Origin of the sequence: Rathayibacter sp. VKM Ac-2754 (genome assembly GCF_009807095.1) — a bacterium.
Classification (GTDB): domain Bacteria; phylum Actinomycetota; class Actinomycetes; order Actinomycetales; family Microbacteriaceae; genus Rathayibacter.
Window position 1 is genome coordinate 233,262 of the sequence record NZ_WUCC01000005.1, and the last position, 26,110, is coordinate 259,371.

Genomic DNA, 26,110 nt, shown 5'->3' on the forward strand with positions numbered 1-26,110 from the left:
GATGAATCGAGAACTCAAGCGCGTCAGCCTCGTCGTCCTGACGATGTTCGTCGCCCTCTTCCTGTCGACGACCACCATCCAGGTGCTGCAGGCCGACACCCTGTCCGAGGACTCCCGCAACACCCGCACCCTCTACGAGAGCTTCTCGACCGAGCGCGGCGCCATCCTCGTGGGCGGCCAGCCGATCGCCTCCTCGACGCCGTCCGACGACCTCTACAAGTTCCAGCGCCAGTACGCGAACGGGCCGCTCTACTCGGCCGTCACCGGCTACTTCACGCTCAACCAGGGCACCACCGGCATCGAGCGCTCGCTCAACGACTACCTGTCGGGCACCTCGAACTCGCAGTTCTTCGACGAGATCGACAACCTCGTCTCGGGGCAGGACCCGAAGGGCGCCTCCGTCGAGCTCTCGATCGACCCGGTCGCCCAGCAGGCGGCCTTCGACGCCCTCGGCGACGACACCGGAGCCGTCGTCGTGACCGAGCCGGCGACCGGCCGCATCCTCGCGATGGTCTCCAAGCCCACGTTCGACCCCTCCGCGCTGGCCTCGCACGACACCGACGACGTGCTCGCGGCCTACGCCGCCCTCAACGACGACGCGTCGGAGCCCCTCGTGAACCGCGCCATCGGCGGCTCGCTCAACCCGCCCGGCTCCGTCTTCAAGCTCGTCGTCGCCTCGGCCGCCCTCGAGTCGGGCCGGTTCACCCCCGACTCCAGCTTCCCCAACCTTCAGGCCTACACGCTGCCCGGCACGAGCACGCAGGTCACGAACTCCGGAGGCGGTCTCTGCGGTTCGGGAGACACCGTCACGCTCGCGACGGCCGTCTCGCTCTCGTGCAACGTGCCCATGGCCGAGATGGGCGTCCAGCTGGGCGCCGACGCCATCCGCGGGCAGGCCGAGAAGTTCGGCTTCGACACCGAGCTCGAGATCCCGATGTCGGTCGAGGCGAGCACCTACCCCGAGACGACGGACGACGCCCAGACCGCGCTCACCGCCTTCGGCCAGTACGAGGTGCGGGCGACTCCGCTGCAGATCGCCATGGTCTCGGCCGCGATCGCGAACGGCGGCGAGGTGATGCAGCCGAACCTGGTCGACGTCATCCGCTCGCAGGATCTCAGCGTGCTGCAGCAGTTCGAGGAGAAGTCCCTCGGGCGGGCCGTGAGCCAGCAGACGGCGGACGCCGTGAAGGCCATGATGGTCGCCAGCGTCGAGGGCGGTGCGGCGACGAATGCAACAATAGGGGGCGTCACAGTGGCCGGTAAGACCGGTACCGCCGAGAACGGCGGGGACGACCCGTACACCCTCTGGTTCACCGGATTCGCGCCTGCGGACGACCCGCAGTACGCCATCACCGTCCTCGTCGAGGACGGCGGGGGGCTCGGCCAGACCGGGTACGGCAACCTGATCGCCGCACCCATCGCACAACAGGTACTAGAGGCGGTGCTGAACAAATGAGACCCACTACAGGGCTCACCTTCGGGGGACGCTACGAGCTGCAGTCCCGGATCGCCATCGGCGGCATGGGAGAGGTGTGGCAGGCGACCGATCTCGTGATCGGCCGCACCATCGCGATCAAGATCCTGAAGGACGAGTACCTCGGCGACCCGGGCTTCCTCGAGCGCTTCCGCGCCGAGGCCCGCCACGCCGCACTGGTCAACCACGAGGGCATCGCCAACGTCTACGACTACGGCGAGGAGGACGGCTCCGCCTACCTCGTGATGGAGCTGGTGCCCGGAGAGGCGCTGTCGACCGTCCTCGAGCGCGAGCGGGTCCTCTCGACCGACAAGGTGCTCGACATCGTCGCGCAGACCGCGCTGGCGCTGCACGCCGCGCACGCCGCCGGGCTCGTCCACCGCGATGTGAAGCCGGGGAACCTGCTGATCACGCCCGACGGCCGGGTCAAGATCACCGACTTCGGCATCGCCCGCATCGCCGACCAGGTCCCGCTGACGGCGACCGGCCAGGTGATGGGCACGGTTCAGTACCTGTCCCCGGAGCAGGCGAGCGGCCAGCCCGCCTCCCCCGCCACCGACATCTACTCGCTGGGCATCGTCGCGTACGAGTGCCTGGCCGGGCGCCGCCCCTTCACGGGCGAGTCGCAGGTCGCCATCGCGATGGCCCAGATCAACGACACCCCGCCCGAGCTGCCGGTCACGGTCGCCGAGCCGGTGCGCAACCTCGTCTACTCCTGCATCGCCAAGAAGCCGGCCGACCGCCCCGCGACCGCGGCCCACCTCGCGCGGGCCGCGCAGGCCCTCCGCTCGGGCGACGTGCGGGGCGCCGCCGTCGCCGTGCCCGCCGTGCTCGGAGACCTGCCGTCCACGCAGGCGACCACGGTGCTCCCGTCGGCGGGCGGCACCACCCAGGCGACGACCGTGCTCCCCTCGAACGCGACGACGGCGATGGGCGCGGGCGCTCTCGGCGCCGGAGCCCTCGCCGGAATCGACGAGCCGCAGGACGTCGTCGACGAGCCGCGCAAGCGCAGCCCGTGGACCTGGCCCCTCATCGCCCTGATCGTCATCCTCGCGGTGGTGATCGCCGGCACGATCTTCGCGTTGACCACCGGTGAGAGCACCGAGGCCCAGCCGACGCCGACCGTCTCGCAGACCCCCGTCCCGTCCGAGACGCCGACGCCCACTCCGACTCCGACGCCCACTCCCACCGCGAGCACCGTCGTCATCACCGAGAGCGACTACGTCGGCCGTCCGTTCGACGAGGTCGAGGCCGAGCTCGAGGCCCTGGGCATGGGAGTCTCGAGCGCCGACGGTCCGAGCGCCCCCGCGGAGGATCAGGTGGGACTCGTCCAGAAGGTCAACCCGACCGCCAACGTCCCGAAGGGGACGACCATCACGGTCACGGTCTACACCGCCGTCGCCACCCCCGACGCCCCGACCGCCGTCCCGACGGTGACTCCGGCGGCCGCGAGCATCGACGCGGGCGACACCTTCAACGTCACCTGGAGCAACTACAACCAGTGCCCGAGCGGCACCTCGGTGACCGGCTACCGCGTCACCGCGACCGGTGAGGGCGCCGCGGTCACGAGCACCAACCCCTCGAACTCGACCACCGCCGCCATCCAGGCCGGCCCCGCCGCGGGCACCATCGACGTCACCTACACCGTGATCTGCGGCGAGACGGAGTCGGCCGCCTCGCCGACCCTCACCGTCACCGTCGTCGCTCCCGCCCCCACCCCGACGCCGTCGGCCACGTCGAGCACTCCCACCTCGACCGGCACCCCCGACGAGTAGCCGGCGGCATGCCGCCCGAGCAACGGGCGACCACCATGCCGCCCGAGCAACGGGCGACAAGCATGCCGTCCGAGCAACGGGCGACAAGCATGCTGGTCGAGTAGCCCGCGCAGCGGGCGTATCGAGACCCACCTCCCTCCTGGACCCCGCCCAGTCGCGCCCCCGGCGGATCCGCCGGGCCCCGAATGTACACTTGCCGTGGCTCCCCGGGGGGTCGGGCCGAACGGATGGACAGGGGAGCGTGCGCGTGACGGATGAGGGCCGCCTGATCGCTGGTCGCTACCAGGTCGGGCCCCGGCTCGGTCGCGGCGGGATGTCCGAGGTCTACCTCGGCACCGACACGCGTCTCGGCCGCACGGTCGCGATCAAGGAGCTGAAGCTCTCGCTCTCGTCCGACTCCGCGTTCCGGCTGCGGTTCCGCCAGGAGGCGCAGGCCGCGTCGCGCATGTCGCATCCGACCATCGTCCGGGTCTTCGACGCCGGCGAAGAGGTGACGATCGACGACAACGGCTCCGAGAGCCGCCGTCCGTTCATCGTGATGGAGCACATCGAGGGCCGCCTGCTCAAGGACATCATCGCGGAGGGTCCGGTGGATCTCGACGAGGCCGTCCGCATCACCGAGGGCATCCTCACCGCCCTCGAGTACTCGCACCGCGCCGGAGTCGTGCACCGCGACATCAAGCCCGGCAACATCATGATCACTCCGTCGGGGCAGGTGAAGGTGATGGACTTCGGCATCGCCCGCGCCGTCTCCGACTCGGCCGCGACCGTCGCGCAGACGACCGCCATCCTGGGCACCGCGGCCTACTTCTCCCCCGAGCAGGCGAAGGGCGAGCAGGTCGACGCCCGCAGCGACCTGTACTCGGCGGGCATCGTCCTCTTCGAGCTCCTCACCGGCCGCGCACCGTTCCGCGGAGACACTCCGGTCGCCGTCGCCTACCAGCACGTCAGCGAGACCCCGCCCGCCCCCAGCTCGATCAACCCCGCGGTCACGCCCGCGCTCGACGCCGTCGTCGCGCGCGCGCTGTCGAAGGACCGCTACGAGCGGTTCCAGGGTGCCGCCGAGTTCCGCGACGACCTGGCCGACGCCGCGGCGGGCCGCCTGCCCGACCACCGTCCGATCGACGAGCTGACCACCTCGCTCTTCGCGGCGCGCAGCCAGGGTGGGATGAACGACTCCGAGCTCGCCCTGCGCCAGCTCGCCGAGGACAACTCGATCGTGCGCACGCAGCGCCGGCCGCCGGTGCTCTGGATCTGGTCGTCGATCGTCGTGCTCGCCGTCATCGTGGCCGCGCTCGTGATCTGGGTGCTCACGCTCCAGCCGACGACGACCCTCCCGTCGCAGTCGCGCGAGGTCCCGGCGCTCGTCGACACCAGCTACGACAGCGCTCAGTCGACGCTCACGGCACTCGACCTCGTGCCCAGCCAGCTCACCGAGTACAGCGACTCGGTGCCCGCGGGCGAGGTGACGCGCACCGACCCCGGCTCGGGGACGATCGTCGCCCCCGACACCGTCATCCGCGTCTACGTGTCGCAGGGCCCCCAGCCCGTGGCCGTCCCCGGCACGGCGGGGACCGCGCTCAGCGACGCGATCGCCTCGCTGACCGGAGTCGGTCTCGTCGAGGGCTCGCAGACCCGGCAGAACTCGCCGACGGTGCCCGCTGACATCGTGATCTCGACCACTCCGAGCGCCGGGCAGGAGGCGGCCCCCGGATCGCCCGTCGACCTGGTCGTCTCCTCCGGCTCCGTGACCCTGCCCGACCTGGTCGGCCAGTCGTTGAGCAGCGCGCTGGCGACCCTCGAGGGCGAGCAGCTGCAGCTCGAGGGCGTCGAGGCGCCCGACGAGACCTGCGACTCGGTGCGCGCGAATCCGCCCATCACGTCCCAGTCGCTCCCGCCGGGAGACGTGCCGCAGGGCTCGACGATCACTCTCGGGTACTGCGCGGGCTGACCGCCCGCTGCCGGCCGAGGGTCGTCAGGCGCGTCGGACGGTGCCGGCGGGGCTCGTCAGGCGCGTCGTGCGTCCGAGAGAGCCGGCGCCAGGCGCAGCACGTTGTCGTGCGCCACGGACTCGCCGGGCAGCGCGGCGCGGCTGCGGATGTCGCTCGGGGTCATGCCCTCGCGGCGCTTCAGCGCCCTCCGCAGGTGATCGGCCGACGAGAAACCCGAGGCCCCCGCGATCGTCTCGAGCGAGATCTCGCGGGGCCGACGGCGCAGCAGCTCGACCGCACTCGCCACCCGTGCGCGCTCGATCTCGCTCGCCACGGTGGTACCCGCGTCCTCGAACAGCCGCTGGAGCGAGCGCGTCGACACGTTGACGGCGTCGGCCACCGCCTCCGGGGTGCAGCGCGGGGTGCGGTGCGTCCGATCGATGACGGTCCGCGCGCGCCCGAGGGTCGCCGCGCGGACGCTGGTCGTGCCCGGCTGCGTGCCGACGGCCGTGAGGTAGGCGCTCACCAGCATCTGCTTCACGACGTGCGCGAAGCCGCCGATCTCCGATTCGCTCGGGAGTCCGGCTCCCGCATCGGCGGCCATTGCGAAGGCGGTCGTGAAGGCGAAGGCCGCCCGGGTCGAGCGCGCATCGGGATCGAGCGCGTACAGGCCCGACTCCGTGTCGAAGCCGTAGCGGCGCATCTCCTCGCGGCGGATCGAGAGCTGCAGCAGGGTGACCGGAGTGGTCGCCTCCGTCGTGAAGGTCGTCGCTCCGGGCTGGTACGAGATGGATCCCGGGCGCAGGAGCACCGTCCGCTCCGGTGCGACCATCCGCACGAAGCCGTCGATGAGGAACACGAAGTTCAGCACGGACGTGTCATCGGCGCCCCAGGTGCCGCGCAGGATCCGCAGCGGCGAGACCGAGACGACCGTCGCGCTGAGCTCGCTCGAGGCGAAGCCCGATCCGCTCATGCGCGGGACGGTACCCGGCTTGACGACGATCCTCGGACCGAGAGTCTCGAGCTCCCGTAATCCCGAATACGACCAGGAAATCGAGTCCACCATGTGATCTCCCGAAAAGTCTGTGTATGCGGTCAGCCCCCTGCCGACGCCCTCTGATTATGCAGGGAGAGAGCGCTCTCCTCTCCGCCACTTGTCCGTCAGATCGCGACACCAGCTTGGGGGGCATCATGACGGTTCGGATGTGTGCGGCCGCGATTCGACGCTGATTCGGACCCTGATGCCCACCACCTATAGCGCTCCGGTGGCGAGATCCGCATCAACCCTGACGCAGACATCCTACCCCCGTTCGAGTCACGTGGCGCAAGCGATCGACTCGACCTGCTGGTCGCGAATAGCCGGGCGATGAGAATCGCGTTCGCACCGGAATCGTCCCGCGATGAGCAGAACCGCTCGATGTGGATCCCCTCCAGCGCGAGTGGCCTCAATGCGTCGACTCAGACCGCGGAGACCTCGGCGAGCCAGTTGCCGAGCAGCAGTCGGCCGCCTTCCGAGAGCACCGACTCGGGGTGGAACTGCACGCCGACCACCGGCGCCGTCCGATGCCGGAGTCCCATCACGACCCCGTCGGCGGTGGCAGCGGTCACCTCGAGCTCGGCGGGCAGAGACGATCGCTCGACCGCGAGCGAGTGGTACCGCATCGCCGAGAACCCGGAGGCCATGCCCGCGAAGAGCGGATCGCCCTGGTGCAGGACGGCCGACGTGCGGCCGTGGAACAGCTCCGGTGCCTCCGACACGGTGCCACCGAGCGCGTGCGCGATGACCTGGTGACCGAGGCAGACGCCGAGCAGCGGACGACCCCGCTCCACAGCGTGGTGCACGAGGCCCACCGAGCCGGCGACGTCGCCGGGTCTCCCCGGCCCCGGCGACAGGAGCACCGCGTCGACCCGCTCGGCACGCACGGCGTCGCCCGGTGCGAGGTCGGCCGCCTCCACGACCTCGACCTCGGCGCCCAGCTCGCGCAGGTATGCGACCAGCGTGAAGACGAAGCTGTCGTAGTGGTCGACCACGAGGATCCGGGTCATCCCGCTCGCCGTCACTCCTGGACGGTGACGTTCTGGTCGAGCACGATCGACTGCACCCAGGGGAACACCCACTCGGCCAGCGCAACGAGCACGAGCACGAGCAGCACGAGCACGAGGAGCAGCCGGACCCACCAGGGACCGGGGAGGACACGCCACAGCGCCGCGTACACGATCAGCCCTCCTCGGCCAGCGAGGCCGCGATCTCGGCCGGAGCGCCGGCCGATCGGGGCTGCCACGACTCGAAGACGCCGTAGGCGATGATGCGCTCGGCCGTCGAGTAGAGCGGGTTGCAGCTCGTCAGCGTGATGAGCCGATCGGTCGGAGCGACGTCGGACGCCCACGGCACCGGGTCGATGACCTGCACATCGGACGGCTGCACGTACTCGAGGTTGCGGAACCGGTAGGTGTACCAGCCGTCGGCCGTCTCGATGTAGATGGCGTCGCCCAGCTGGAGCTCGTCGATGAGGTGCATCCCGCCCCCGTAGGCGCTGCGGTGGGCGGCGAGCGCGAAGTTGCCCGCTTCGCCCGGCATCTGCGTGCCCGGGTAGTGGCCGATGCTGCCCTCGTCGAGGACGTTGGCCGCGTCGATCCCCTCGGCGATCGTGCGCACCCAGCCCTCGCCGTACCGGGGGATGTAGAGGTTGCCGAAGGAAGTGTCGATCGCGGCCGCGGAGGCGACGACCGGGGCTCCGAAGTCGACCGGCGCCGCCTCGGCCGGCGCGCTCGGCGCGGGCACGGGATCCGCGGCGGCCCAGCCGTCGCGCAGCTCCGCCGCCTCGGAGGTCTGCTGACCGGCGATCACGGCGTCGTTCCACCACAGCTGCCAGCCGAGGAAGAGGAGCACCAGGACGCCCGCCGTCATGAGCAGTTCGCCGACGACGCCGAAGAACGAGAGGCGACGACGCGGACGGGCGCTCCTGCGCCGCGCGCGCGGGCGGAGAGGAGCCGCCTCGGGCTGCTGGTCGGACATGCGATGAGTCTAGGCGGGCGTCGTGAACCCCCGGTCGGGCCGGACGGGCCTGTGGACAGCTCTCCACAGGTCCCCCTCAGGGCCCGCGCTCCCGGTCCGCGGCCCCGGGCCGGTACAGTGGTCGGCATGGCACGAGCGACGAAGAGCCCGAAGCCCGAGCGCGACGAGGCCCGGACCGGAGAGCCGACCCCCAACCCGGTCTGGTTCAAGCCGGTGATGTTCGGCTTCATGCTGCTCGGCCTCGCCTGGATCATCGTCTTCTACGTGAGCCAGGGTGTGCTGCCGATCCCCGATCTCGGCAACCTCAACATCCTGATCGGCTTCGGGATCGCCTTCATCGGCTTCCTGATGACGACCCGCTGGCGCTGACCCCGCCTCCCGCGTGAACGACGCCCCGTCCGGCCCGCCGACGGGGCGTTCGTCGTCCGTGGCGCGACTCCGCGCGGCCGGCTGCGTCTTCGCGGAGGAGGAGGCGGAGCTGCTCGGGGAGGCGGCCCCCTCCCCCGAGGTGCTCGATGCTCTCCTGCGCCGGCGGGAGGCCGGTGAGCCGCTCGAGCAGATCCTCGGCTGGGTCGCCTTCCGGGGCCTGCGCATCCCCGTCGCGCCCGGCGTCTTCGTGCCGCGGGTGCGGACCGAGTTCGTCGTCGACACGGCCCTCTCGGTCCTGCCGGGCCCGACGGCGGAGGTGCTCGACCTCTGCTGCGGCGCCGGGGCCATCGGCCGGTCGCTGCTGGAGGAGCGCCCGGGCCTCCTCCTCCGCGCGGCCGACCTCTCCCCCGCTGCGGTCGCCTGCGCCCGCCGCACCCTCGGCGATCTCGCACCGGTGCACCAGGGCGACCTCTTCGACGCCCTGCCCGACTCCGATCGGCATCGCCTCGACCTCGTGGTCGTGAACGCCCCCTACGTCCCGACCGATGCCATCGCGCTCATGCCTCCCGAGGCGCGCCTGCACGAGCCGGCCGAGTCCCTCGACGGCGGCCCGGACGGGCTCGCCCTGCACCGCAGGATCGCGTGGGAGTCGCTCGACTGGCTGGCTCCGCGGGGCGGCGTCGTCATCGAGACCAGTCGCGAGCAGGCGGAGGCGAGCGCCGATGCCTTCGCCTCCGTCGGCTTCACCACCGGGATCCGGTGGGACGACGATCGCGACGCCACCGTCGTGGTCGCCCTGCTCGAGCGAACTACACGCGTGTAATTATCCCCAGGTGTGGAATCTCCTGTGGAGAACTCCCATGGCGCCCCGCAACGGGCGGACGGAGGGCGGATCGCGCCGCATCGCCGCAACGACGGCGCTCTCTCCGGGCCACTGCGGGAGCCGCGCGAATCACACCGGCGTAGTTCTCCCCAGTGTTAACAACTCTGTGGATAACTCCGTCCACAGCTGTGAGCGCGCGCTGTGGACGACGCTCACGAGCCCCGCGGGATAACCGGATCAAGCGGTGTCGGCCGCGATCCGGGACGCCTGAGCCGCGTCAGGCGAGGACATACGCAGCCGCGGACACCGCGACGAGGCCGACGCCGATCAGCCCGACCAGGAGGTTCTGGGTCCGGCGCTGCGAGCGCTGCCGGGTCCGCGTGTAGACGAGGCCGATCAGGGCGCCGGCGACGAGCCCGCCGACGTGCGCCTGCCAGGCCACGTTCATCCCGGGCAGGAAGCCGATCACGAGGTTGAGCCCGACGAGCACGAGGAGTTGCGACGCCTGTCCCCCCAGATGCCGGAGGATCACGAGGTACGCGCCCATCAGGCCGAAGATCGCTCCGGAGGCGCCGAGCACGGGGGTCAGCGGGTTCGACAGCAGCAGCACGCCCACCGATCCCGCGAAGCCGCTGAGCAGGAACAGGGTGAGGTAGCGACCGCGGCCGAGCATCCGCTCGAGGGCCATGCCGAACACCCACAGCGTGTACATGTTCAGAACCAGGTGGAACGGGATGACGAAGAAGAGCGACGTGCTGTGCAGGAACACCGAGGTCAGCATGCGCCACGGCTCGAAGCCGGCGCCGAAGCCCGGCAGCGTGTAGGCGGGGGCGTAGAGGAGACCGCCGATGACGGTGTTGCCGACGAAGGGCAGGATCTCGAGGATCCAGACGACGATGCAGAGCGCGATGATCGCGTAGGTGACCGTGGGCTGGTCGGCCCGGGTCATCGCGCGCACGCGCGAGACGAGCGGTCCGCGGGTGCGCGGGGCGGAGGCGCGCTGCTGCGCCATGTCGTCGGGGCAGATCACGCCGACGGGAGCAGGCGTCTGGCACTCCCCGCAGATGGTGCGGCCGCAGCGCTGGCAGCGCACGAAGCTCTGCCGGTCGGGGTGGCGGTAGCAGGAGTAGGCGCTGCTCGGCGGGACCTGGGTCACGAACGTGCCTCCGGTGAGAACGAGGGCCGGGCCCTGACGGACCCGGCCCTCGAGAGGTTGGTGGATGAGGCGATCAGGCCTCGGTGATCTCGACGCTCTCGATGACGACGTCGTCGAGAGGCTTGTCGCGACCGTCGGTCGCCACGGTCGAGAGCGACTGCACGAGCTTCTTGGACTCCTCATCGGCGACGGCACCGAAGATGGTGTGCTTGCCCTGCAGCCACGTCGTCGGAGCGACGGTGATGAAGAACTGCGAGCCGTTCGTGCCGCGGCCCGCCTGCTTGCCGGCGTTGGCCATCGCGAGGATGTAGGGCTCGGTGAAGTCGAGCTCGGGGCTGATCTCGTCGTCGAACTGGAAGCCGGGGCCGCCGATGCCCTGGCCGAGCGGGTCGCCGCCCTGGAGCATGAAGTCGGGGATGATGCGGTGGAACACGGTGCCGTTGTAGAGCGGCTCCGTGGTCTTCGCGCCGGTGGCGGGGTGGGTCCATTCGATCTCGCCGGTCGCGAGACCGACGAAGTTGCGGACCGTCTTGGGAGCGTGATTCCCGTAGAGGTTGACGACGATGTCGCCCTTGTTGGTGTGGAACGTCGCAACTGCGGTGTGCAAAGGCATGGGTGGATTCTCGCACAGCGCGTATGTAGGGCTCCGCAACGCCCGGTGTCAATGCGCTGGGTGCGCGATGCGGACGCCGCGTGATGAGTGGCAGTATTGACGCGTTCGCTGCTCGTAGCCGATGGAGGACCAACATGGGTCTGTCACGTAAGCACAAGAAGGACCTCAAGCGTCTCCGGAAGAACGCTGAGGCGGTCTGGAGCGAGCAGCAGGAAGTGCTGGCGCACGCCGCCGCTGTTCTCGAGAAGAGCCGCCGTCACGCGACCAAGTACGCGAAGAAGGAGGTCGTGCCCCTCGTCAAGGACACGTACCAGTCCCGCGTCCGGCCCGTGTACGACAACGGCGTCTCGGCGGTCGAGGGCACGTACTCGTCCGCCCGCGACGCCTACAAGCACAAGGTGCTGCCGACCTTCGCCGCTGTCGGCGGCACCGCCGCGGCCGCGTTCGAGGCCGCGAAGGACTCGAAGAACCGCGCGAAGCTCGCCGAGATCTCGAAGGCGCGCTGGGAGGAGCTGACCACTCCCCCGAAGAAGAAGAACACGGCCGGCACCGTCTTCGCCATCGGCGCCGCGCTCGTCGCGGTGGGTGGCATCGGCTACGCCGTCTGGCAGACGTTCCGTGCCGACGACGAGCTGTGGGTCGCCGAGGACGAGCCGGCCAGCGCCGCGCAGTCCCCGGCGTCGACCGCGTCCTGATCGACGGACTCCGGGCCGGATCTCGCACAGCGAGGTCCGGCTCTTCCGTCTGTCCGGCACCTCCTCGCACCGGGGTTAGGCTTCCGTGATGGACATCCGGGTCGCCGCGTACGGCGTGATCATCGACGGTGATCGCATGCTCCTCGCTCACTGGAGCCAGGGGCCCTGGGAGGCGTGGACGCTCCCCGGCGGCGGGATCGACGAGGGCGAGTCGCCCGCCGACGCCGCCGTACGGGAGATCTTCGAGGAGACGGGCTTCCACGCCGAGCTCGAGGCTCTGATCGGAGTCGACTCGCACGTCATCCCCGCGCACCGCCGCAGCGTCCCCGAAGCGGGCCCGCTCCACGCGATCCGCGTCGTCTACCGCGCCCGCATCGTCGGGGGCGAGCTGACCCATGAGGTCGACGGCTCGACCGACGCGGCCGCCTGGTTCCCGCTCCCGGAGGTCGACGGCCTCGAACGCGTCGAACTGGTCGACGTGGCGCTCGGGATGAACGAGGCCTGGCTCCTCCGCTGACCACTCGGGGAATCGCAGGGCCGATCGCGGCGTTCCCCTCAGTGTGATCATCGAGCTGTACACCTCCGCCTTCTGCGGCGCCTGCAACGCCGCACGCGCGGTCCTCGAGCGGGCCGCCGAGCTGGTGCCGTCGGCCGAGATCCACGAGTTCGACGTCGCCTTCCATCCCGGCCGGGCGGAGGCGGCCGACATCCGCTCGACCCCGACCGTCGTCGTGCTCGACGCGGAGGGTGCGGCCGTGTTCCGCGCCGAGGGCGCCCCCTCACTCCCCCAGGCGCTCTCGGCCCTGGCACTGGCGCTCCCGGCCGCAGGGTGATCCCGGGCCGTAGGGTGACCCCGGGAGGTCTCATGCGGCACGGCATCACGGGCGGAGGAGTCGCTCTCGCGGCGGTGGCGGCTCTCGCCCTCTCCGGATGCGCGACCGAGCCCGCCTCGACCGCGACGGTCGGGATCGGGCGCGGCGGCCAGTACGGGCAGGTGCTCGGCGTCGTGGTGGTCTGCTCCGGCCTCGTGAGCGGTCTCGATCTCGCGGCCGACGACCGCGCTCCGCTCGTCATCGGGGACGGGCTGCGCAGGATCACGCGCTGGGTCTCCCCCGCCGCCGTCACCGAGCTCGGCGCGACGGATCTGGTGGGCCGCACCGTCTGGCCGGCCGACACGGTGATCGACCGCTTCGCACCGGGCGTCGACTACTCCCTCGGTGCGTGGGCCGAGGACGAGTCCGTGGTCGCGCGCCGGGTGGTCTTCACCTCCGAGCAGTTCGACACCCTCTCGGTCGGCGAGATCATCATCGGCGACATCCGCGACGGCACCGCCGAGACGGTCTCCGTCGAGGCCTTCCTCGGCGCCGCCTGCGAGCAGGCCTGACGGCGCGCCAGCGCAGCGGACCCTGGTCTCATATCAAAGGCTGGACGCGCAGGGTTGAACAAGGCGGCTGCATTATCAACCGAGTAGACGCGGAGCAGCGGGAGCGCGCGGCCTCAGCGGCGTGGGAGGTTCTCGCGGCTCTGGACGCGTTCGCTGCACGCGCGAGACGTCGGCACCCGAGCCACTGACGCCCGTCCTGAGCAATTCGCCGAGAACGGCGGAGATGTGGAGCCTGGGAGAATCGAACTCCCGACATCCTGCTTGCAAAGCAGGCGCTCTACCAACTGAGCTAAGGCCCCGTGCAGACCGGTCGCGCGGACCGGAGTGCTCTCCCGCCAGATGGAGGCGAGAGGCGGAATTCGCGTGCCAGCGAATTCCGGCAGCCGACGCGACCCGCTCCATGGGAACGGGCCACCTCGACAAGCCGACCGCGGATCGCCGCGCGAGGAGCGGCGATCACAATTGGCTCGGGTGGGGGTACCAGGACTTGAACCTGGGACCTCTTCATTATCAGTGAAGCGCTCTAACCGCCTGAGCTATACCCCCGAAATGGCCAGATGAGACTCTACCTGACACGGAGTCAGAATCCCAATCGGCCGCTTCGACCGTGCGTCTTACTGGTTGGTGAAACCGACCAGCAGGCCGCCGGTGATCTTGACGCTCAGGTTGTAGAGCAGCGCGATGATCGCACCGAGGGCGGTGGTGACGATCGTGTTGAGCACGGCGACGACGACCGCGAAGCCCATGATCTGGGGCAGCGAGATGATCGTGTTGAGATCGAACGCCTCGGCGCCGGCGATGTCCTGCACGAGGCCGTTGACCTCGTCGAACACGCCGGTCTGCGCGAGCACCGTGTAGACGAGGTAGACGACGACGATCGTGATGATCGCCAGCGTCAGCCCCAGCAGGAACGACAGCTTGACGGCCGACCAGAAGTCGACGTAGACGAGCTTGAGTCTGACCTGCTTCGCCGCCGGGCTCTTCGCGGACTTCTTGGCGAGCTTCTCGGCGACGCTGCTACTCATCGGCAGACCCATCCTCCTCCGACACCGTGTGGGATTCGGAGGACGCCACTGCGGCGTCGGGATCCTCGTCCGGGGCGTCGAGATTGCGTTCGGTGTTCTTGGCGAGTGCGATGATGCGGTCGTCCTCAGCGAATCGTGCGAAGACGACGCCCATGGTGTCGCGACCCTTGGCCGGTACCTCGGCCACGGCAGAGCGTACCACCTTGCCGCTGGCGAGCACGACGAGCACCTCGTCGTCCTCTCCGGTGATGATCGCGCCGACCAGGTCGCCGCGCTTCTCCTCGAGCTTGGCCACCTTGATGCCCAGGCCGCCGCGCCCCTGGAGGCGGTACTGGTCGACCGCGGTGCGCTTGGCGTAGCCGCCCTCGGTCACCACGAAGACGTAGCCCTCGTCGCTCACGACGTTGGCGTCGAGCAGGCGGTCCTCGCCCCGGAACGACATGCCCCTCACTCCGGAGGTGGAGCGGCCCATCGGGCGAAGCGCCTCATCGGAGGCGGTGAAGCGGATGGACATGCCCTTGCGCGAGACGAGCAGCACGTCGCTGTCGTCCTCGACCAGCAGCGCCGAGACCAGCTCGTCGCCCTCGCGCAGCTTGATCGCGATGATGCCGCCGGAGCGGTTGGTGTCGTACTCGGACAGGGCGGTCTTCTTCACCAGTCCGTCGCGCGTGGCGAGCACGAGGTAGCGCGCCGCCTCGTAGTCGCGGATGTCGAGGATCTGCGCGATCTGCTCGCCCGGCTCGAGGGCGAGCAGGTTGGCGATGTGCTGGCCCTTCGCGTCGCGGCTCGCCTCCTGCAGCTCGTACGTCTTGGCGCGGTACACGCGTCCTGTGTTCGTGAAGAACAGCAGCCAGTGGTGCGTGGTGGTGACGAAGAAGTGCTCGACGATGTCGTCGGCCTTCAGCTGCGCCCCGCGCACGCCACGACCGCCGCGGTGCTGCGCGCGGTAGGAGTCGCTCCGGGTGCGCTTGAGGTAGCCGCCGCGGGTGACGGTGACGACCATCTCCTCCTCGGGGATCAGATCCTCGACGCTCATGTCGCCGTCGAAGCCGAAGAGGATCTCGGTGCGGCGGTCATCGCCGAAGCGGTCGACGATCTCGTCGAGCTCCTCCGAGATGATCGTGCGCTGGCGCTCCGGGCTCGCGAGGATCGACTTGTAGTCCTCGATCTCGGCCTGGATCTTGTCGTGCTCGTCGACGATCTTCTGGCGCTCGAGCGCGGCGAGGCGGCGCAGCTGCATGTCGAGGATCGCGCGGGCCTGGACCTCGTCGATCTCGAGGAGCTCCATCAGGCCGTCGCGCGCCTCCTCGACGGTGGGTGAGCGGCGGATGAGGGCGATGACCTCGTCGAGCGCGTCGAGCGCCTTCAGGTAGCCGCGCAGGATGTGGATGCGCGCCTCGGCCTCGTCGAGGAGGTACTGCGTGCGGCGCACGATGACCTCGACCTGGTGGTCGACCCAGGCTCGGATGAATCCGTCGAGCGAGAGCGTGCGCGGGATGCCGTCGACGATCGCGAGCATGTTCGCGCCGAAGTTCTCCTGCAGCGGGGTGTGCTTGTAGAGGTTGTTCAGCACGACCTTGGCGACCGCGTCGCGCTTGAGAACGACCACGAGTCGCTGACCGGTGCGACCGGAGGTCTCGTCGCGGATGTCGGCGATGCCCGAGACGCGGCCGTCCTTGACCAGCTCCGCGATCTTGATCGCGAGGTTGTCGGGGTTCACCTGGTACGGCAGCTCGGTCACGACGAGGCAGGTGCGACCCTGGATCTCCTCGATCGAGACGACCGCGCGCATCGTGATCGAGCCTCGACCGGTGCGGTAGGCGTCCTGGATGCCGCGGACGCCGAGGATCTGGGCGCCGGTCGGGAAGTCGGGACCCTTGATGCGCTGGAGCAGCGCCTCGAGGAGCTCCTCGCGCGACGCCTCCGGGTTCTCGAGCGCCCACTTGGCGCCGGCCGCCACCTCGCGCAGGTTGTGCGGCGGGATGTTCGTCGCCATGCCGACCGCGATGCCGACGGAGCCGTTGACCAGGAGGTTGGGGAAGCGGGCGGGGAGGATCGCCGGCTCGCGCGTGCGGCCGTCGTAGTTGTCCTGGAAGTCGACGGTGTTCTTGTCGATGTCCTTGACCATCTCGAGGGCCAGCGGAGACATCTTCGTCTCGGTGTACCGGGGCGCCGCCGCACCGTCGTTGCCGGGGGAGCCGAAGTTGCCCTGCCCGAGCGCGAGGGGGTAGCGGAGACTCCAGGGCTGCACGAGGCGAACGAGCGCGTCGTAGATCGCGGAGTCGCCGTGGGGGTGGAACTGGCCCATCACGTCGCCGACGACGCGCGAGCACTTCGAGAACGCCTTGTCGGGGCGGTAGCCGCCGTCGTACATGGCGTAGATCACGCGTCGGTGCACGGGCTTCAGGCCGTCGCGCACCTCGGGCAGCGCACGACCCACGATGACGCTCATCGCGTAGTCGAGGTACGAGCGCTGCATCTCGAGCTGGAGGTCGACCGGCTCGATCTTGTCGTGCCCGTGGATCACGACACCGGTCTCGGTGACGATGTCCTCGCCCTCGGAGGGGCCGGTGGGGGTGGTGGGTTCGTCTGCCATGAGTCTTTTCTCTTACTCGGCGGGGAGCTCGGGTGTGATGTGGGCTCGCGCTCGAGAGCGGCGGGCTGGAGGACGTCCAGGTCTCGATACGGCCGCTAGCGGCCTACTCGACCTCGACATTTGTCGGTTATCGCAGTGCGATAACCGATCAAATGTCGAGAAACCGCACGTCCTTCGCATTTTTCTGGATGAAGGAGCGGCGGGACTCGACGTCCTCGCCCATCAGGGTCGAGAAGATCTCGTCGGCCGCGGCGGCGTCGTCGAGGGTGACCTGGAGGAGGGTCCGCGTCGCGGGGTCCATCGTGGTCTCCCACAGCTCCTTGTAGTCCATCTCGCCGAGACCCTTGTAGCGCTGGATCCCGTTGTCCTTCGGCATCCGCTTGTTGGTCGCCGAGCCGTGGGCGAGCAGGGCGTCGCGCTCGCGGTCGCTGTAGACGTACTCGTGCGGCGAGTTCGACCACTTGAGCCGGTAGAGCGGCGGCTGGGCGAGGTAGACGTAGCCGAGATCGATCAGCGGACGCATGTAGCGGAACAGCAGAGTCAGCAGCAGCGTCGTGATGTGCTGGCCGTCGACGTCGGCGTCGGCCATCAGGATGATCTTGTGGTACCTGGCCTTGTCGGGGTTGAAGTCCTCGCCGATGCCGGCTCCGAAGGCCGTGATCATCGCCTGGACCTCGTTGTTGCCGAGCGCCCGATCGAGGCGGGCCTTCTCGACGTTGAGGATCTTGCCGCGCAGCGGCAGGATCGCCTGCGTCTCGGGGTTGCGGCCCTGGACGGCCGAACCGCCCGCCGAGTCGCCCTCGACGATGAAGATCTCGGAGATCGACGGGTCCTTCGACTGGCAGTCCTTGAGCTTGCCGGGCATGCCGCCGCCCTCGAGGAGGCCCTTGCGCCGCGCGGTCTCGCGGGCCTTCCGCGCGGCCATCCGCGCCGAGGCGGCCTGGATCGCCTTGCGGATGATGTCCTTGGCCTGGTTGGGGTTGCGGTCGAACCAGTCGGCGAGCTGCTCGCCCGTGACGCGCTGCACGAACGCCTTCGCCTCGGTGTTGCCGAGCTTGGTCTTGGTCTGGCCCTCGAACTGCGGCTCGCCGAGCTTGATCGACACGACGGCGGTCAGGCCCTCGCGGATGTCGTCGCCCGAGAGGTTCTCGTCCTTCTCGCGGAGGAGGTTGTTGGCGCGGGCGTACTTGTTCACGAGGGTGGTGAGCGCCGCGCGGAAGCCCTCCTCGTGGGTGCCGCCCTCGTGGGTGTTGATCGTGTTCGCGTAGGTGTGGACGCTCTCGGTGTACGCCGTGGTCCACTGCATCGCGACCTCGAGCGAGATGCGGCGCTCCTTGTCCTCGGTCTCGAAGTCGATGATCTCGGAGTGCACGAGATCGGACTTCTTGAGCGAGTTGATGTACTCGACGTAGTCGACGAGGCCCTTCTCGTAGAGGAAGACGTCGTTGCGGGGGCCGGACGTCTCGTCCTCGCCCTCGCCGTCGAACTCGACCTCGTTCTCGTCGGTGAGCGCGATGCGCAGGCCCTTGTTGAGGAACGCCATCTGCTGGAACCGGGCGCGGAGCGTCTCGTAGTCGAACTCGACGGTCTCGAAGATGCCGGCGTTGGGCCAGAAGGTGATGGTGGTGCCGGTCTCGTCGCTCGCCTCGTCGTGGCTGAGCGGCGCCTCCGGGACGCCGTCGGCGAAGGTCATGCGGTAGACGCCGCCCTGGCGCTTCACCGCGACCTCGAGCCTGCTCGAGAGCGCGTTGACGACGGAGGAGCCGACTCCGTGCAGACCGCCCGAGACGGCGTAGCCGCCTCCGCCGAACTTGCCGCCGGCGTGCAGCACGGTGAGCACCAGCTCGACGGTCGAGATGCCCTCGGTGGGGTGCATGTCGACGGGGATGCCGCGGCCGTTGTCGGCGACCGTGACGCCTCCGTCGGCGCGCATGACGACCTCGATGTTGTCGCAGTAGCCCGCGAGCGCCTCGTCGACGGCGTTGTCGACGATCTCGTAGACCAGGTGGTGCAGGCCGCGGGGACCCGTCGATCCGATGTACATGCCGGGGCGCTTGCGCACGGCCTCGAGACCCTCGAGGACCTGGATCTGGTTCGCGCCGTAGTCACCGGAGGACTTGGTCGACATGCCGGAGGAGGGGCTGGCGGAGCCGGTCGCGTCCAGGTCGTTCGTGGCGGGTGACGTGGAGTCGGTCGGCTCGGGTGTCATAGCTGTGGAGTTCTCCTCTGACGGTCCGACGCGACGCATCCGATGCATCGGATCGCAAGATCTTGCGGACGGGCGTCGCTGCGGTTCGGCGGCCCTCCATTCTACCTCGGAACGGGGTCGGCTCGAGGCGCTGGACGGCGATCTGACGCGCGATTTCTCGGCGGTCGACCGAAAATGCGTCCTCAGCCGTAGGTATCGCGCGGACCACGCCCTGGAATCGACCTGGGGCCCTTTTTCCAGTTCGGGACGTCCGGGCCCTGGAAACGGATCGCCGAGATGCCCGCGTCGGAGTAGTTCACCGCGATGTGATTCATGATCTCGATCCGCATCAGCCGCAGCTGCGTCGACCAGGCCGTCGACTCGCACGCCACGGTGAGCACGCCGTCGACGACTCCGAGCGGAGTCGAGTGCTTGGCCGTCTCCTCGCCCGCGATCGCGGTCCACGACGAGATGAGGTCGCCCTGGGCCAGGGGAGCGGTCCAGCCGAGCTTCTTCGTGAGGCCGTCGAGGACGTCGCCGAGATCGTGCGGGTCGCGGCCCTCGCCGAAGGGGACGGCGTCGCCCTTGGGCTCCGCGCGGTCGACCGTCTTGCGGACGCGGCGCGGTCCGTCGCCGCCGAACACCTCCTTGAGGTGGCGGTAGACCCGCGCGGCCTCGGAGTCGGGGGCCGGCGCACCGCGGCGGAGCGCCTCAGCCACGGTCGGGCTCCTCGGCGGCGGGTGCCTCGGCGGCGTGCGCCGGCTCCTCCTCCGCGGACTCCTCCGGGACGACGATGCTGCCCGCCTCGATGCGCACCGTGTGCGCCGCCAGGTCGGCGGGGACGTCGTCGAACACGGCGGCGGTGATCAGCACCTGCTCGTAGTCGGCCACCACCGAGGCGAGCCGCTCGCGACGGCGGGCGTCCAGCTCGGCGAACACGTCGTCGAGCATCAGCACCGGATCGCCCATCGGCGAGTCGCGCCGGAGCAGCTCGGCGGCCCCCAGCTTGAGGGCGAGTGCGAACGACCAGCTCTCGCCGTGGCTCGCGTAGCCCTTCGCCGGCAGGTCGTTGAGCTCGAACTGCACGTCGTCGCGGTGCGGACCGACCAGTGAGACACCTCGGTCGAGCTCGCGACGCCGCACCGAGGCCAGCGCGGTCGCGAACCCCTCAGCCAGAACCCGCCCGTCGGTCGCCGTGGGGGAGTCGGCCGCGTCGAGCGGCTCGCCGTCGTCGTCGACGGCTCCCTCGATGCTGAGTCGTGAGCGGAGGAGCGGACGCTGGTCGGCGCCGGCGACGGCCTCGTAGGCGCCGCGGACCGGACCGCTCAGCTCGTCGACCAGCGTCAGGCGCGACTGCATGATCTCGGAGCCCAGGGTGATCAACCGCTCGTCCCAGATGTCCAGCGTGCCGAGCTTCGATGTGTCGCGGATCCCGGTCGCGCGCGCCGACTTGAGGAGCGAGTTGCGCTGTCGGAGCACGCGCTCGTAGTCGGCCTGCACCGCGCTCATCCGGGGAGAGCGGAGGACGACCAGCTGGTCGAGGAACCTGCGGCGGGCCGAGGGATCGCCGCGGATCAGGAGCAGATCCTCCGGAGCGAAGAGCACGCTCGAGAAGAAGCGCGGCAGCTCGCGCGGCTTGATCCCGCCGCGGTTGATCTGCGCACGGTTGGGGGAGGAGCGGTTGATCTGCACCTCCGCCAGCAGGTCGCGGTCGGCGTTGCGGAGTCGGGCGCGGATCACCGCGCTGTCGCGGCCCGCGCGGATCAGCGCCTGATCGGTCGAGACCCGGTGCGAGCCCAGCGTGGAGAGGTAGCCCAACGACTCGACGAGGTTCGTCTTGCCCTGCCCGTTGCGCCCCACGAACAGGTTCGGCCCCGGCACCAGCCCCACATCGACGGAGGCGTAGTTGCGGAAGTCACTCAGCGCCAGCTGCGTCACATGCACGCGCCCACCTCCTCCACTGCTCCGCCGCCCGCGACCCTCTGACTCCGATGGGTCTCGATACGCCCGCTGCGCGGGCTACTCGACCAGCATGCAGTGAGCAGCTGGTCTGCGAAGGTCGGCGAGACACCTCCGCCTGACGATGATCCTCAGGAGTAGGCGGCCGTAGGCCCGCCGCCGCCGTGAGAGCATCCTGTGCCTCACGGTGGCGGCGGGCCGCAGGTCGCCGTCCGGAACCGGCTCTATGGGACTCAACCGCTTCGAGAAGCCGACCGCCGCGAGGACTGCCATCGGCAGTCCGAGCCAGAGAGCACGGCCGGCGGGCCGCAGGTCGCCGTTCGCGATCGGCTCTGCAGGACGTGACCATCCCGAGAAGCCGACTGCGTGAGGACTGACGCAGTCAGTCCGAACCGGTGGACTCAGTCCACCGCCTTGACACTGTGCCCGCCGAACTGGTTGCGCAGCGCCGCCACCGCCTTCATCGCGGGGGAGTCCTCCTGGCGGGAGACGAAGCGGGCGAAGATCGAGGCGCTGATCGTGGGCACCGGGACGGCGTTGTTGATGGCCTCCTCGATGGTCCAGCGGCCCTCGCCCGAGTCCTGGACGAAGCCCTCGATGTTCTTGAACTCCGGGTCCTGCTCGAGGGCGCGGACGAGGAGCTCGAGGAGCCAGGAGCGGACGACGGTGCCGCGCTGCCACGCCTTGAAGGTGCCGGTGACGTCCTTGATGATGTCGTCGCGGGTCTCGAGGAGCTCGTAGCCCTCGGCGAACGCCTGCATCAGCGCGTACTCGATGCCGTTGTGGACCATCTTCGCGTAGTGGCCGGCTCCGACCTCTCCGACGTGGACGAAGCCCTCCTCGCGGGGGCCCTCGGGGCGCAGCGCGTCGAAGACGGGCATGGCGTACTCGACGAGCTCCTTCGGGCCGCCGACCATCAGGCCGTAGCCGTTCTGGAGTCCCCACACGCCACCGGACACGCCGGCGTCGATGTAGTGGATGCCCTTGGGCTTGAGGAGCGCGTCGTGCTTGAAGTCCTCGGTGAAGCGGGAGTTGCCACCGTCGATGACGAGGTCGCCCTCGCTGAGCTTCTCGGAGAGGTCCTTGACGACCGCGTCCGTGATCTCGCCGGCCGGGACCATGACCCAGACGATGCGCGGTGCGGGGAGCACCGCGATCATCTCGTCGAGCGAGGCGGAGTCGGTCACGTCGGGGTTGCGGTCGTAACCGGTCACCTCGACGCCCTTCTCACGGAGGCGGGAGCGCATGTTGTCGCCCATCTTGCCGAGTCCGACGAGTCCGATGTGCATGGTGAACCTTCCTGGAGTTCGATGTCCGGCGGGCGGTCGCTCGTCGGGAGCCGTTCGGTCGCGACGTTGCGAAGGGGGAGTGTGCGGGCTGCCGATCAGTGCGGCGGCGGGGTCAGCGCAGCAGCAGGTTGGGCTGCAGCAGGTAGCGGTAGCTGTCGGTGCCCGGCTGGTCGCGCGAGGTCTGGGCGGTGATCAGCACGGGGCCGGGCTTGTTGGGGTTCTCGGTCTTCGTGAACGCGATGCGCACGAACTCCGAGTGCACGGCTGCGAGCCCGTCGAGCAGGAACTGCGGCTTCAGCGACACGACCACATCGGTGCCGGTGACGATCGCGTCGATGGTCTCGGAGGCCTGCGCCTGCTCCGACCCGATGGCCTCGAGGGTGAGCCCGTCACTGCTGAAGCTGAAGCGCAGGGCGGCCTCGCGCTCGAGCACGAGCGAGACGCGCCGGGTGGCCTCGATGAGGTCGCTGGTCGACATGACCGCGTAGTTCTCGACGGACGCGGGGAAGAGGCGCTTGACCGGGGGGAAGTTGCCCTTGATGAGCAGCGACGTCACGGTCTTGCGGTCGGCGGTGAAGGCGATCAGCTCGCGCTCGTCGCGGTTGGTGATCGCGACCGACACCGTGCCGGAGTGGCCGAAGGTCTTGCCGACCTCCTGCAGGGTGCGCGCGGGCACCAGGGCGGTCAGCGGTTCGGCGGGGGCCGGGTTCTCTCCGTTGTCCCAGTCGATCTCGCGGACGGCGACCCGGTAGCGGTCGGTCGCGACGAGTCCGATCGTGTTCTCGGTGATCTCGAGCTGCACGCCGGTGATGACGGGGGTGACGTCGTCGCGGGAGGCGGCGACGGCGACCTGCGAGATCGCGGCCGCGAAGGCGTCGGCCGGCACCAGACCGGTGGAGGCGTCGATCTCGGGGATGCTCGGGTACTCCTCGACGGGCATCTGCAGGAGCGTGAAGTGCGCCGAGCCGGCCGAGACGTGCACGCGCGACTCGTCGGTCGAGATGCGCACGGGTGCGTTCGGGAGGCGGTTCGCGATGTCGGCGAGCAGACGGCCGGAGACGAGGACGGTGCCTGTCTCCTCGACATCGGCGGCGATCTGCGTCTGGGCAGAGACCTCGTAGTCGAACGAGGAGAGCGTCAGCCCTTCGCTCGTCGCCTCGATGAGGATGCCCGAGAGGATCGGCAGCGTCGTGCGCTGCGGGAGCAGCTTGACCGCGAAGGACACCGCTTCGCTGAAGACGTCGCGGTTGGCTTGGAACCTCACAAGTGCACCCCTGACGAGTCGTGGACGAAGACCGACGCCCATCGTACTCGTCAGCCTCGCCGCGCCCGGAAGCGGGGGGAGGGCACCGCCCGATGCGAGGTCTGTGGAGAGGTTGTCGTTCGCCCCTCATTGAAGAGAGAACTGCGTTAACAGTGTTAACACGTGTGGAAACTGTGGAAAACCCTCGGGGCCCCTACTCCGGTGGGCGATGCGGACCCTCGCTGTCTGTGGAGGGAGTGTGAGCGCGCCCGTGGACGCCCTGTGGAGGGATCTCGGCCGGGTCGCGGCATTCCACAGGGGAGGCACTCGAGCGCACAGATCGGAGCCGGTTGTCCACAGTTATCCACAGGTTGCTCACACGTGTGGAAATCGACGAATCCGTTCGATTCAGCGAACGCCGACGGCGCGGCAAGCGTGCCCGGGGCTCCTGAGACCTCGCGCGAGCTCGCTGGTCGAGTAGCCCCGGATGGGTGTATCGAGACCCACCAGCGTCAGCAGAGGGGGCTTCGGCCTTCGCCTTCTGGCGGACGTGGATCTCGATGCGCCCGCTGCGCGGGCTACTCGATCAGCGAGGGAGGGGACGACCCGCCCGGAAGCCCGCTGGTCGAGTAGCCGCCGAAGGCGGCGTATCGAGACCGACCAGCTTCAGCAGAGGAGGCTCGAGCTCATACGGCCCCTGCGCGGGCTGCGGGCTCGACCAGCAGGGTGCAGGCAGCGGACCCGCAGCCCCTGCTCGCGAGGCCTAGCGGTTCGTCTTGATGCGGGTGGTCAGCTCGGTGACCTGGTTGTAGATGCTGCGGCGCTCCTTCATGAGCTCCGAGATCTTCTTGTTGGCGTACATCACGGTCGTGTGGTCGCGGTTGCCGAACAGCTGGCCGATCTTGGGCAGCGAGAGGTTCGTCAGCTCGCGGCAGAGGTACATCGCGATCTGACGCGCCGTCGCCACGGCCTGCGAGCGCGAGGAGCCGTAGAGGTCGTCGACGGTGAGCTTGAAGTAGTCGGCGGTGTGGTTGATGATCTCGACCGGCGAGATCACGTTGTCCTCGTCGAGAGTGATCAGGTCCTTCAGCACCGTCTGCACCAGCGACATGTCGACCGGAGTGCGGTTCAGGCTCGCGAACGCGGTGACGCGGATGAGCGTCCCCTCGAGCTCGCGGATGTTGCTCGACACCTTCGACGCCATGAACTCGAGGATGTCGTCGGGCACCAGCAGCTTCTCGCTGACCGCCTTCTTGCGGAGGATCGCGATGCGCGTCTCGAGGTCGGGAGCCTGCACATCCGTGATCAGACCCCACTCGAACCGCGAGCGCATGCGGTCCTCGAAGCCGGTCAGGGCCTTCGGGGGCAGGTCGGACGTGATGACGACCTGCTTGTTGTGGTCGTGCAGCTGGTTGAAGGTGTGGAAGAACGCCTCCTGCGTCTCGGCCTTGCCCTGCAGGAACTGGATGTCGTCGATCAGGAGGATGTCGACGTTGCGGTACCGGCCGTGGAAGGCGTTGCCCCGGTTGTTCGCGATCGAGTTGATGAAGTCGTTCGTGAACTCCTCGGAGGAGACGTAGCGCACCCGGATGCCGGGGTAGAGGCTCATCGCGTAGTGGCCGATGGCGTGCAGGAGGTGCGTCTTGCCGAGCCCCGAGTCGCCGTAGACGAACAGCGGGTTGTAGGCCTTCGCAGGGGCCTCGGCGACGGCGACCGCCGCGGCGTGCGCGAAGCGGTTGGAGCCTCCGATGACGAAGTTGTCGAAGCTGTACTTGGGGTTCAGTCGGGTGTCGGTCGCGGGGACCGTCCGGAGCTCCTCGACGACGCGAACGGGGGTGACCGCTGCGGAGGAGCCGGTGATCGGCTCGAAGGGGTTCATCGACTCCGACGACGGCGAGCTCATCGGCTCGTGCTCGATGTCGGGATTCACCACGAAGGCGAACGTCGTGACGCCGAAGGAGTCGTCGAGCGTCCCGATCGCGCTCAGCAGCGGCACGCGGACGCGCTGCTCGAGCATCCCGCGGGTGAACTCGTTCGGCACCTCCAGGTAGAAGGTGCCGGCCATGATGCCCTTGGGCTCCACCAGCGAGACGAAGCCGTACAGGGGAGCGGTGATCCGCTCGTCCTTCGAGAGGGCTCCGAGGATCACGTTCCACGCGTCGACCATCGACGTGTCGTCTGCCATCTGTCCTCGGTCCTCGTCGCTGTCGTGGTCCCGGTGTCGCCCGGTTCGTGGTGTCGCTGTTCCGGTGCCGCCCGGGGACCCTCGGTCGATCGCGGAGGCCCGGCTCGTCCGGCAGGATCTCGTGCTCGACGCGGTCGCGCGCAGGGCTGTGCCGCAGTGCTCGGCTCGACCGGTGCGGGGCTCGATCCATGCACAGGGTTATCCACGGGTCGGAGCGGACGCCAGCGCGGACGCGGGTCGTGGCCGTTCGTGCCTGTGGATAACTGCGGCTCAACACGGTAACGAACGGAGCCGACGGGAGACAAATCCACCACAGCGACACCCGCGTGTCAATGCGCGGAACGCGCCGCGGGACGTGCAGACTCGAGGATTCGCCCGCACCACATTTG

Annotated in this window: 23 protein-coding genes and 2 tRNA genes; 9 read left to right on the top strand and 16 right to left on the bottom strand. The window is 69.3% G+C overall.

Annotated elements, in window-relative coordinates:
- Window position 1 precedes the first annotated feature (1 nt).
- From GRS92_RS10680 to pknB, 3 genes are all read left to right on the top strand, one after another.
- The gene (locus GRS92_RS10680) at window positions 2–1,456 is read left to right on the top strand and encodes a peptidoglycan D,D-transpeptidase FtsI family protein (RefSeq protein ID WP_159856064.1); all 1,455 of its coding nucleotides are present in this window, start codon (window positions 2–4) and stop codon (window positions 1,454–1,456) included.
- Window positions 1,453–3,249: a protein kinase domain-containing protein gene (locus tag GRS92_RS10685; RefSeq protein WP_159856066.1), complete on the top strand. Its 1,797-nt coding sequence runs from the start codon at window positions 1,453–1,455 to the stop codon at window positions 3,247–3,249. The genes GRS92_RS10680 and GRS92_RS10685 overlap by 4 nt, the downstream gene beginning before the upstream one ends.
- 247 nt (window positions 3,250–3,496) lie before the next feature.
- Entirely contained in the window at window positions 3,497–5,200 is a 1,704-nt protein-coding gene (gene pknB / locus GRS92_RS10690) for a Stk1 family PASTA domain-containing Ser/Thr kinase (protein ID WP_159856338.1), read from the top strand.
- A gap of 56 nt (window positions 5,201–5,256) precedes the next feature.
- Here pknB and GRS92_RS10695 read toward each other — a convergent pair whose 3' ends face one another.
- The 4 genes from GRS92_RS10695 to GRS92_RS10705 form a co-directional block, all read right to left on the bottom strand.
- Window positions 5,257–6,153: a helix-turn-helix domain-containing protein gene (locus tag GRS92_RS10695; protein ID WP_159856068.1), complete on the bottom strand. Its 897-nt coding sequence runs from the start codon at window positions 6,151–6,153 to the stop codon at window positions 5,257–5,259.
- Window positions 6,154–6,638: 485 nt separating this feature from the next.
- A complete protein-coding gene (locus GRS92_RS10700; protein WP_159856069.1) occupies window positions 6,639–7,226 on the bottom strand; it encodes an anthranilate synthase component II in 588 nt (195 codons plus the stop codon).
- An 11-nt stretch (window positions 7,227–7,237) separates the two neighbouring features.
- A complete protein-coding gene (locus tag GRS92_RS18865) occupies window positions 7,238–7,396 on the bottom strand; it encodes a hypothetical protein (protein ID WP_204162019.1) in 159 nt (52 codons plus the stop codon).
- A 2-nt stretch (window positions 7,397–7,398) separates the two neighbouring features.
- Window positions 7,399–8,196: a class E sortase gene (locus tag GRS92_RS10705; RefSeq protein WP_159856071.1), complete on the bottom strand. Its 798-nt coding sequence runs from the start codon at window positions 8,194–8,196 to the stop codon at window positions 7,399–7,401.
- Window positions 8,197–8,322: 126 nt separating this feature from the next.
- Here GRS92_RS10705 and GRS92_RS10710 point away from each other — a divergent pair, with 126 nt between their 5' ends.
- Together GRS92_RS10710 and GRS92_RS10715 are read left to right on the top strand one after the other, a co-directional pair.
- Window positions 8,323–8,565, top strand: coding sequence for a cell division protein CrgA (locus tag GRS92_RS10710; RefSeq protein WP_159856073.1), 243 nt, complete (start codon window positions 8,323–8,325; stop codon window positions 8,563–8,565).
- A 58-nt stretch (window positions 8,566–8,623) separates the two neighbouring features.
- Entirely contained in the window at window positions 8,624–9,388 is a 765-nt protein-coding gene (locus GRS92_RS10715; protein ID WP_159856075.1) for a putative protein N(5)-glutamine methyltransferase, read from the top strand.
- Between the two features lie 277 nt (window positions 9,389–9,665).
- Here the strand turns inward: GRS92_RS10715 and GRS92_RS10720 are convergent, their stop codons facing one another.
- Together GRS92_RS10720 and GRS92_RS10725 are read right to left on the bottom strand one after the other, a co-directional pair.
- On the bottom strand, window positions 9,666–10,544 hold the full coding sequence (locus GRS92_RS10720) for a rhomboid family intramembrane serine protease (protein ID WP_235021937.1): 879 nt from the start codon (window positions 10,542–10,544) through the stop codon (window positions 9,666–9,668).
- 73 nt (window positions 10,545–10,617) lie between these two features.
- Window positions 10,618–11,157 carry a peptidylprolyl isomerase gene (locus tag GRS92_RS10725; RefSeq protein WP_159856079.1) on the bottom strand — a complete coding sequence of 180 codons (540 nt, stop codon included), beginning with the start codon at window positions 11,155–11,157 and terminating at the stop codon, window positions 10,618–10,620.
- A 134-nt stretch (window positions 11,158–11,291) separates the two neighbouring features.
- Here GRS92_RS10725 and GRS92_RS10730 point away from each other — a divergent pair, with 134 nt between their 5' ends.
- The 4 genes from GRS92_RS10730 to GRS92_RS10745 all read left to right on the top strand — a co-directional run bounded on the left by GRS92_RS10730 (window position 11,292) and on the right by GRS92_RS10745 (window position 13,236).
- Window positions 11,292–11,852: a hypothetical protein gene (locus GRS92_RS10730; protein WP_159856081.1), complete on the top strand. Its 561-nt coding sequence runs from the start codon at window positions 11,292–11,294 to the stop codon at window positions 11,850–11,852.
- 88 nt (window positions 11,853–11,940) lie between these two features.
- Window positions 11,941–12,369 (top strand): NUDIX hydrolase, encoded by a 429-nt coding sequence (locus tag GRS92_RS10735; protein WP_159856083.1) that lies wholly within the window; start codon window positions 11,941–11,943, stop codon window positions 12,367–12,369.
- Window positions 12,370–12,412: 43 nt separating this feature from the next.
- Entirely contained in the window at window positions 12,413–12,685 is a 273-nt protein-coding gene (locus GRS92_RS10740; RefSeq protein ID WP_159856085.1) for a glutaredoxin family protein, read from the top strand.
- A 32-nt stretch (window positions 12,686–12,717) separates the two neighbouring features.
- Window positions 12,718–13,236, top strand: a complete 519-nt coding sequence (locus GRS92_RS10745) for a hypothetical protein (RefSeq protein ID WP_159856087.1) — start codon at window positions 12,718–12,720, stop codon at window positions 13,234–13,236.
- A gap of 226 nt (window positions 13,237–13,462) precedes the next feature.
- Here GRS92_RS10745 and GRS92_RS10750 read toward each other — a convergent pair.
- From GRS92_RS10750 to dnaA, 10 genes are all read right to left on the bottom strand, one after another.
- Window positions 13,463–13,535: transfer RNA gene (locus GRS92_RS10750), tRNA-Ala, on the bottom strand.
- A gap of 173 nt (window positions 13,536–13,708) precedes the next feature.
- Window positions 13,709–13,782, bottom strand: a tRNA-Ile gene (locus GRS92_RS10755).
- A gap of 68 nt (window positions 13,783–13,850) precedes the next feature.
- Entirely contained in the window at window positions 13,851–14,261 is a 411-nt protein-coding gene (locus GRS92_RS10760) for a DUF3566 domain-containing protein (protein ID WP_159856089.1), read from the bottom strand.
- Window positions 14,254–16,857: a DNA gyrase subunit A gene (gene gyrA, locus GRS92_RS10765; protein WP_159856091.1), complete on the bottom strand. Its 2,604-nt coding sequence runs from the start codon at window positions 16,855–16,857 to the stop codon at window positions 14,254–14,256. The genes GRS92_RS10760 and gyrA overlap by 8 nt, the downstream gene beginning before the upstream one ends.
- Before the next feature lie 148 nt (window positions 16,858–17,005).
- Complete coding sequence (gene gyrB, locus GRS92_RS10770; protein ID WP_235021953.1) at window positions 17,006–18,985, bottom strand: DNA topoisomerase (ATP-hydrolyzing) subunit B; 1,980 nt, start codon at window positions 18,983–18,985, stop codon at window positions 17,006–17,008.
- A 263-nt stretch (window positions 18,986–19,248) separates the two neighbouring features.
- Window positions 19,249–19,764 carry a DUF721 domain-containing protein gene (locus GRS92_RS10775; RefSeq protein ID WP_159856095.1) on the bottom strand — a complete coding sequence of 172 codons (516 nt, stop codon included), beginning with the start codon at window positions 19,762–19,764 and terminating at the stop codon, window positions 19,249–19,251.
- Complete coding sequence (gene recF, locus GRS92_RS10780; protein ID WP_159856097.1) at window positions 19,757–20,989, bottom strand: DNA replication/repair protein RecF; 1,233 nt, start codon at window positions 20,987–20,989, stop codon at window positions 19,757–19,759. The genes GRS92_RS10775 and recF overlap by 8 nt, the downstream gene beginning before the upstream one ends.
- A gap of 416 nt (window positions 20,990–21,405) precedes the next feature.
- Complete coding sequence (gene gnd, locus GRS92_RS10785) at window positions 21,406–22,293, bottom strand: phosphogluconate dehydrogenase (NAD(+)-dependent, decarboxylating) (RefSeq protein ID WP_159856099.1); 888 nt, start codon at window positions 22,291–22,293, stop codon at window positions 21,406–21,408.
- Window positions 22,294–22,405: 112 nt separating this feature from the next.
- Window positions 22,406–23,557 carry a DNA polymerase III subunit beta gene (gene dnaN, locus GRS92_RS10790; protein WP_159856101.1) on the bottom strand — a complete coding sequence of 384 codons (1,152 nt, stop codon included), beginning with the start codon at window positions 23,555–23,557 and terminating at the stop codon, window positions 22,406–22,408.
- Between the two features lie 742 nt (window positions 23,558–24,299).
- A complete protein-coding gene (gene dnaA / locus GRS92_RS10795) occupies window positions 24,300–25,721 on the bottom strand; it encodes a chromosomal replication initiator protein DnaA (protein ID WP_159856103.1) in 1,422 nt (473 codons plus the stop codon).
- Window positions 25,722–26,110: the final 389 nt, after the last annotated feature.

Coding starts and splice junctions, on each gene's coding strand:
- GRS92_RS10680 (WP_159856064.1), top strand. CDS start 2: ATGAATCGAGAACTCAAGCGCGTCAGCCTCGTCGTCCTGACGATGTTC.
- GRS92_RS10685 (WP_159856066.1), top strand. CDS start 1,453: ATGAGACCCACTACAGGGCTCACCTTCGGGGGACGCTACGAGCTGCAG.
- GRS92_RS10695 (WP_159856068.1), bottom strand. CDS start 6,153: ATGAGCGGATCGGGCTTCGCCTCGAGCGAGCTCAGCGCGACGGTCGTC.
- GRS92_RS10700 (WP_159856069.1), bottom strand. CDS start 7,226: ATGACCCGGATCCTCGTGGTCGACCACTACGACAGCTTCGTCTTCACG.
- GRS92_RS10705 (WP_159856071.1), bottom strand. CDS start 8,196: ATGTCCGACCAGCAGCCCGAGGCGGCTCCTCTCCGCCCGCGCGCGCGG.
- GRS92_RS10710 (WP_159856073.1), top strand. CDS start 8,323: ATGGCACGAGCGACGAAGAGCCCGAAGCCCGAGCGCGACGAGGCCCGG.
- GRS92_RS10725 (WP_159856079.1), bottom strand. CDS start 11,157: ATGCCTTTGCACACCGCAGTTGCGACGTTCCACACCAACAAGGGCGAC.
- GRS92_RS10730 (WP_159856081.1), top strand. CDS start 11,292: ATGGGTCTGTCACGTAAGCACAAGAAGGACCTCAAGCGTCTCCGGAAG.
- GRS92_RS10735 (WP_159856083.1), top strand. CDS start 11,941: ATGGACATCCGGGTCGCCGCGTACGGCGTGATCATCGACGGTGATCGC.
- GRS92_RS10745 (WP_159856087.1), top strand. CDS start 12,718: ATGCGGCACGGCATCACGGGCGGAGGAGTCGCTCTCGCGGCGGTGGCG.
- GRS92_RS10760 (WP_159856089.1), bottom strand. CDS start 14,261: ATGAGTAGCAGCGTCGCCGAGAAGCTCGCCAAGAAGTCCGCGAAGAGC.
- gyrA (WP_159856091.1), bottom strand. CDS start 16,857: ATGGCAGACGAACCCACCACCCCCACCGGCCCCTCCGAGGGCGAGGAC.
- gyrB (WP_235021953.1), bottom strand. CDS start 18,985: ATGTCGACCAAGTCCTCCGGTGACTACGGCGCGAACCAGATCCAGGTC.
- gnd (WP_159856099.1), bottom strand. CDS start 22,293: ATGCACATCGGACTCGTCGGACTCGGCAAGATGGGCGACAACATGCGC.
- dnaA (WP_159856103.1), bottom strand. CDS start 25,721: ATGGCAGACGACACGTCGATGGTCGACGCGTGGAACGTGATCCTCGGA.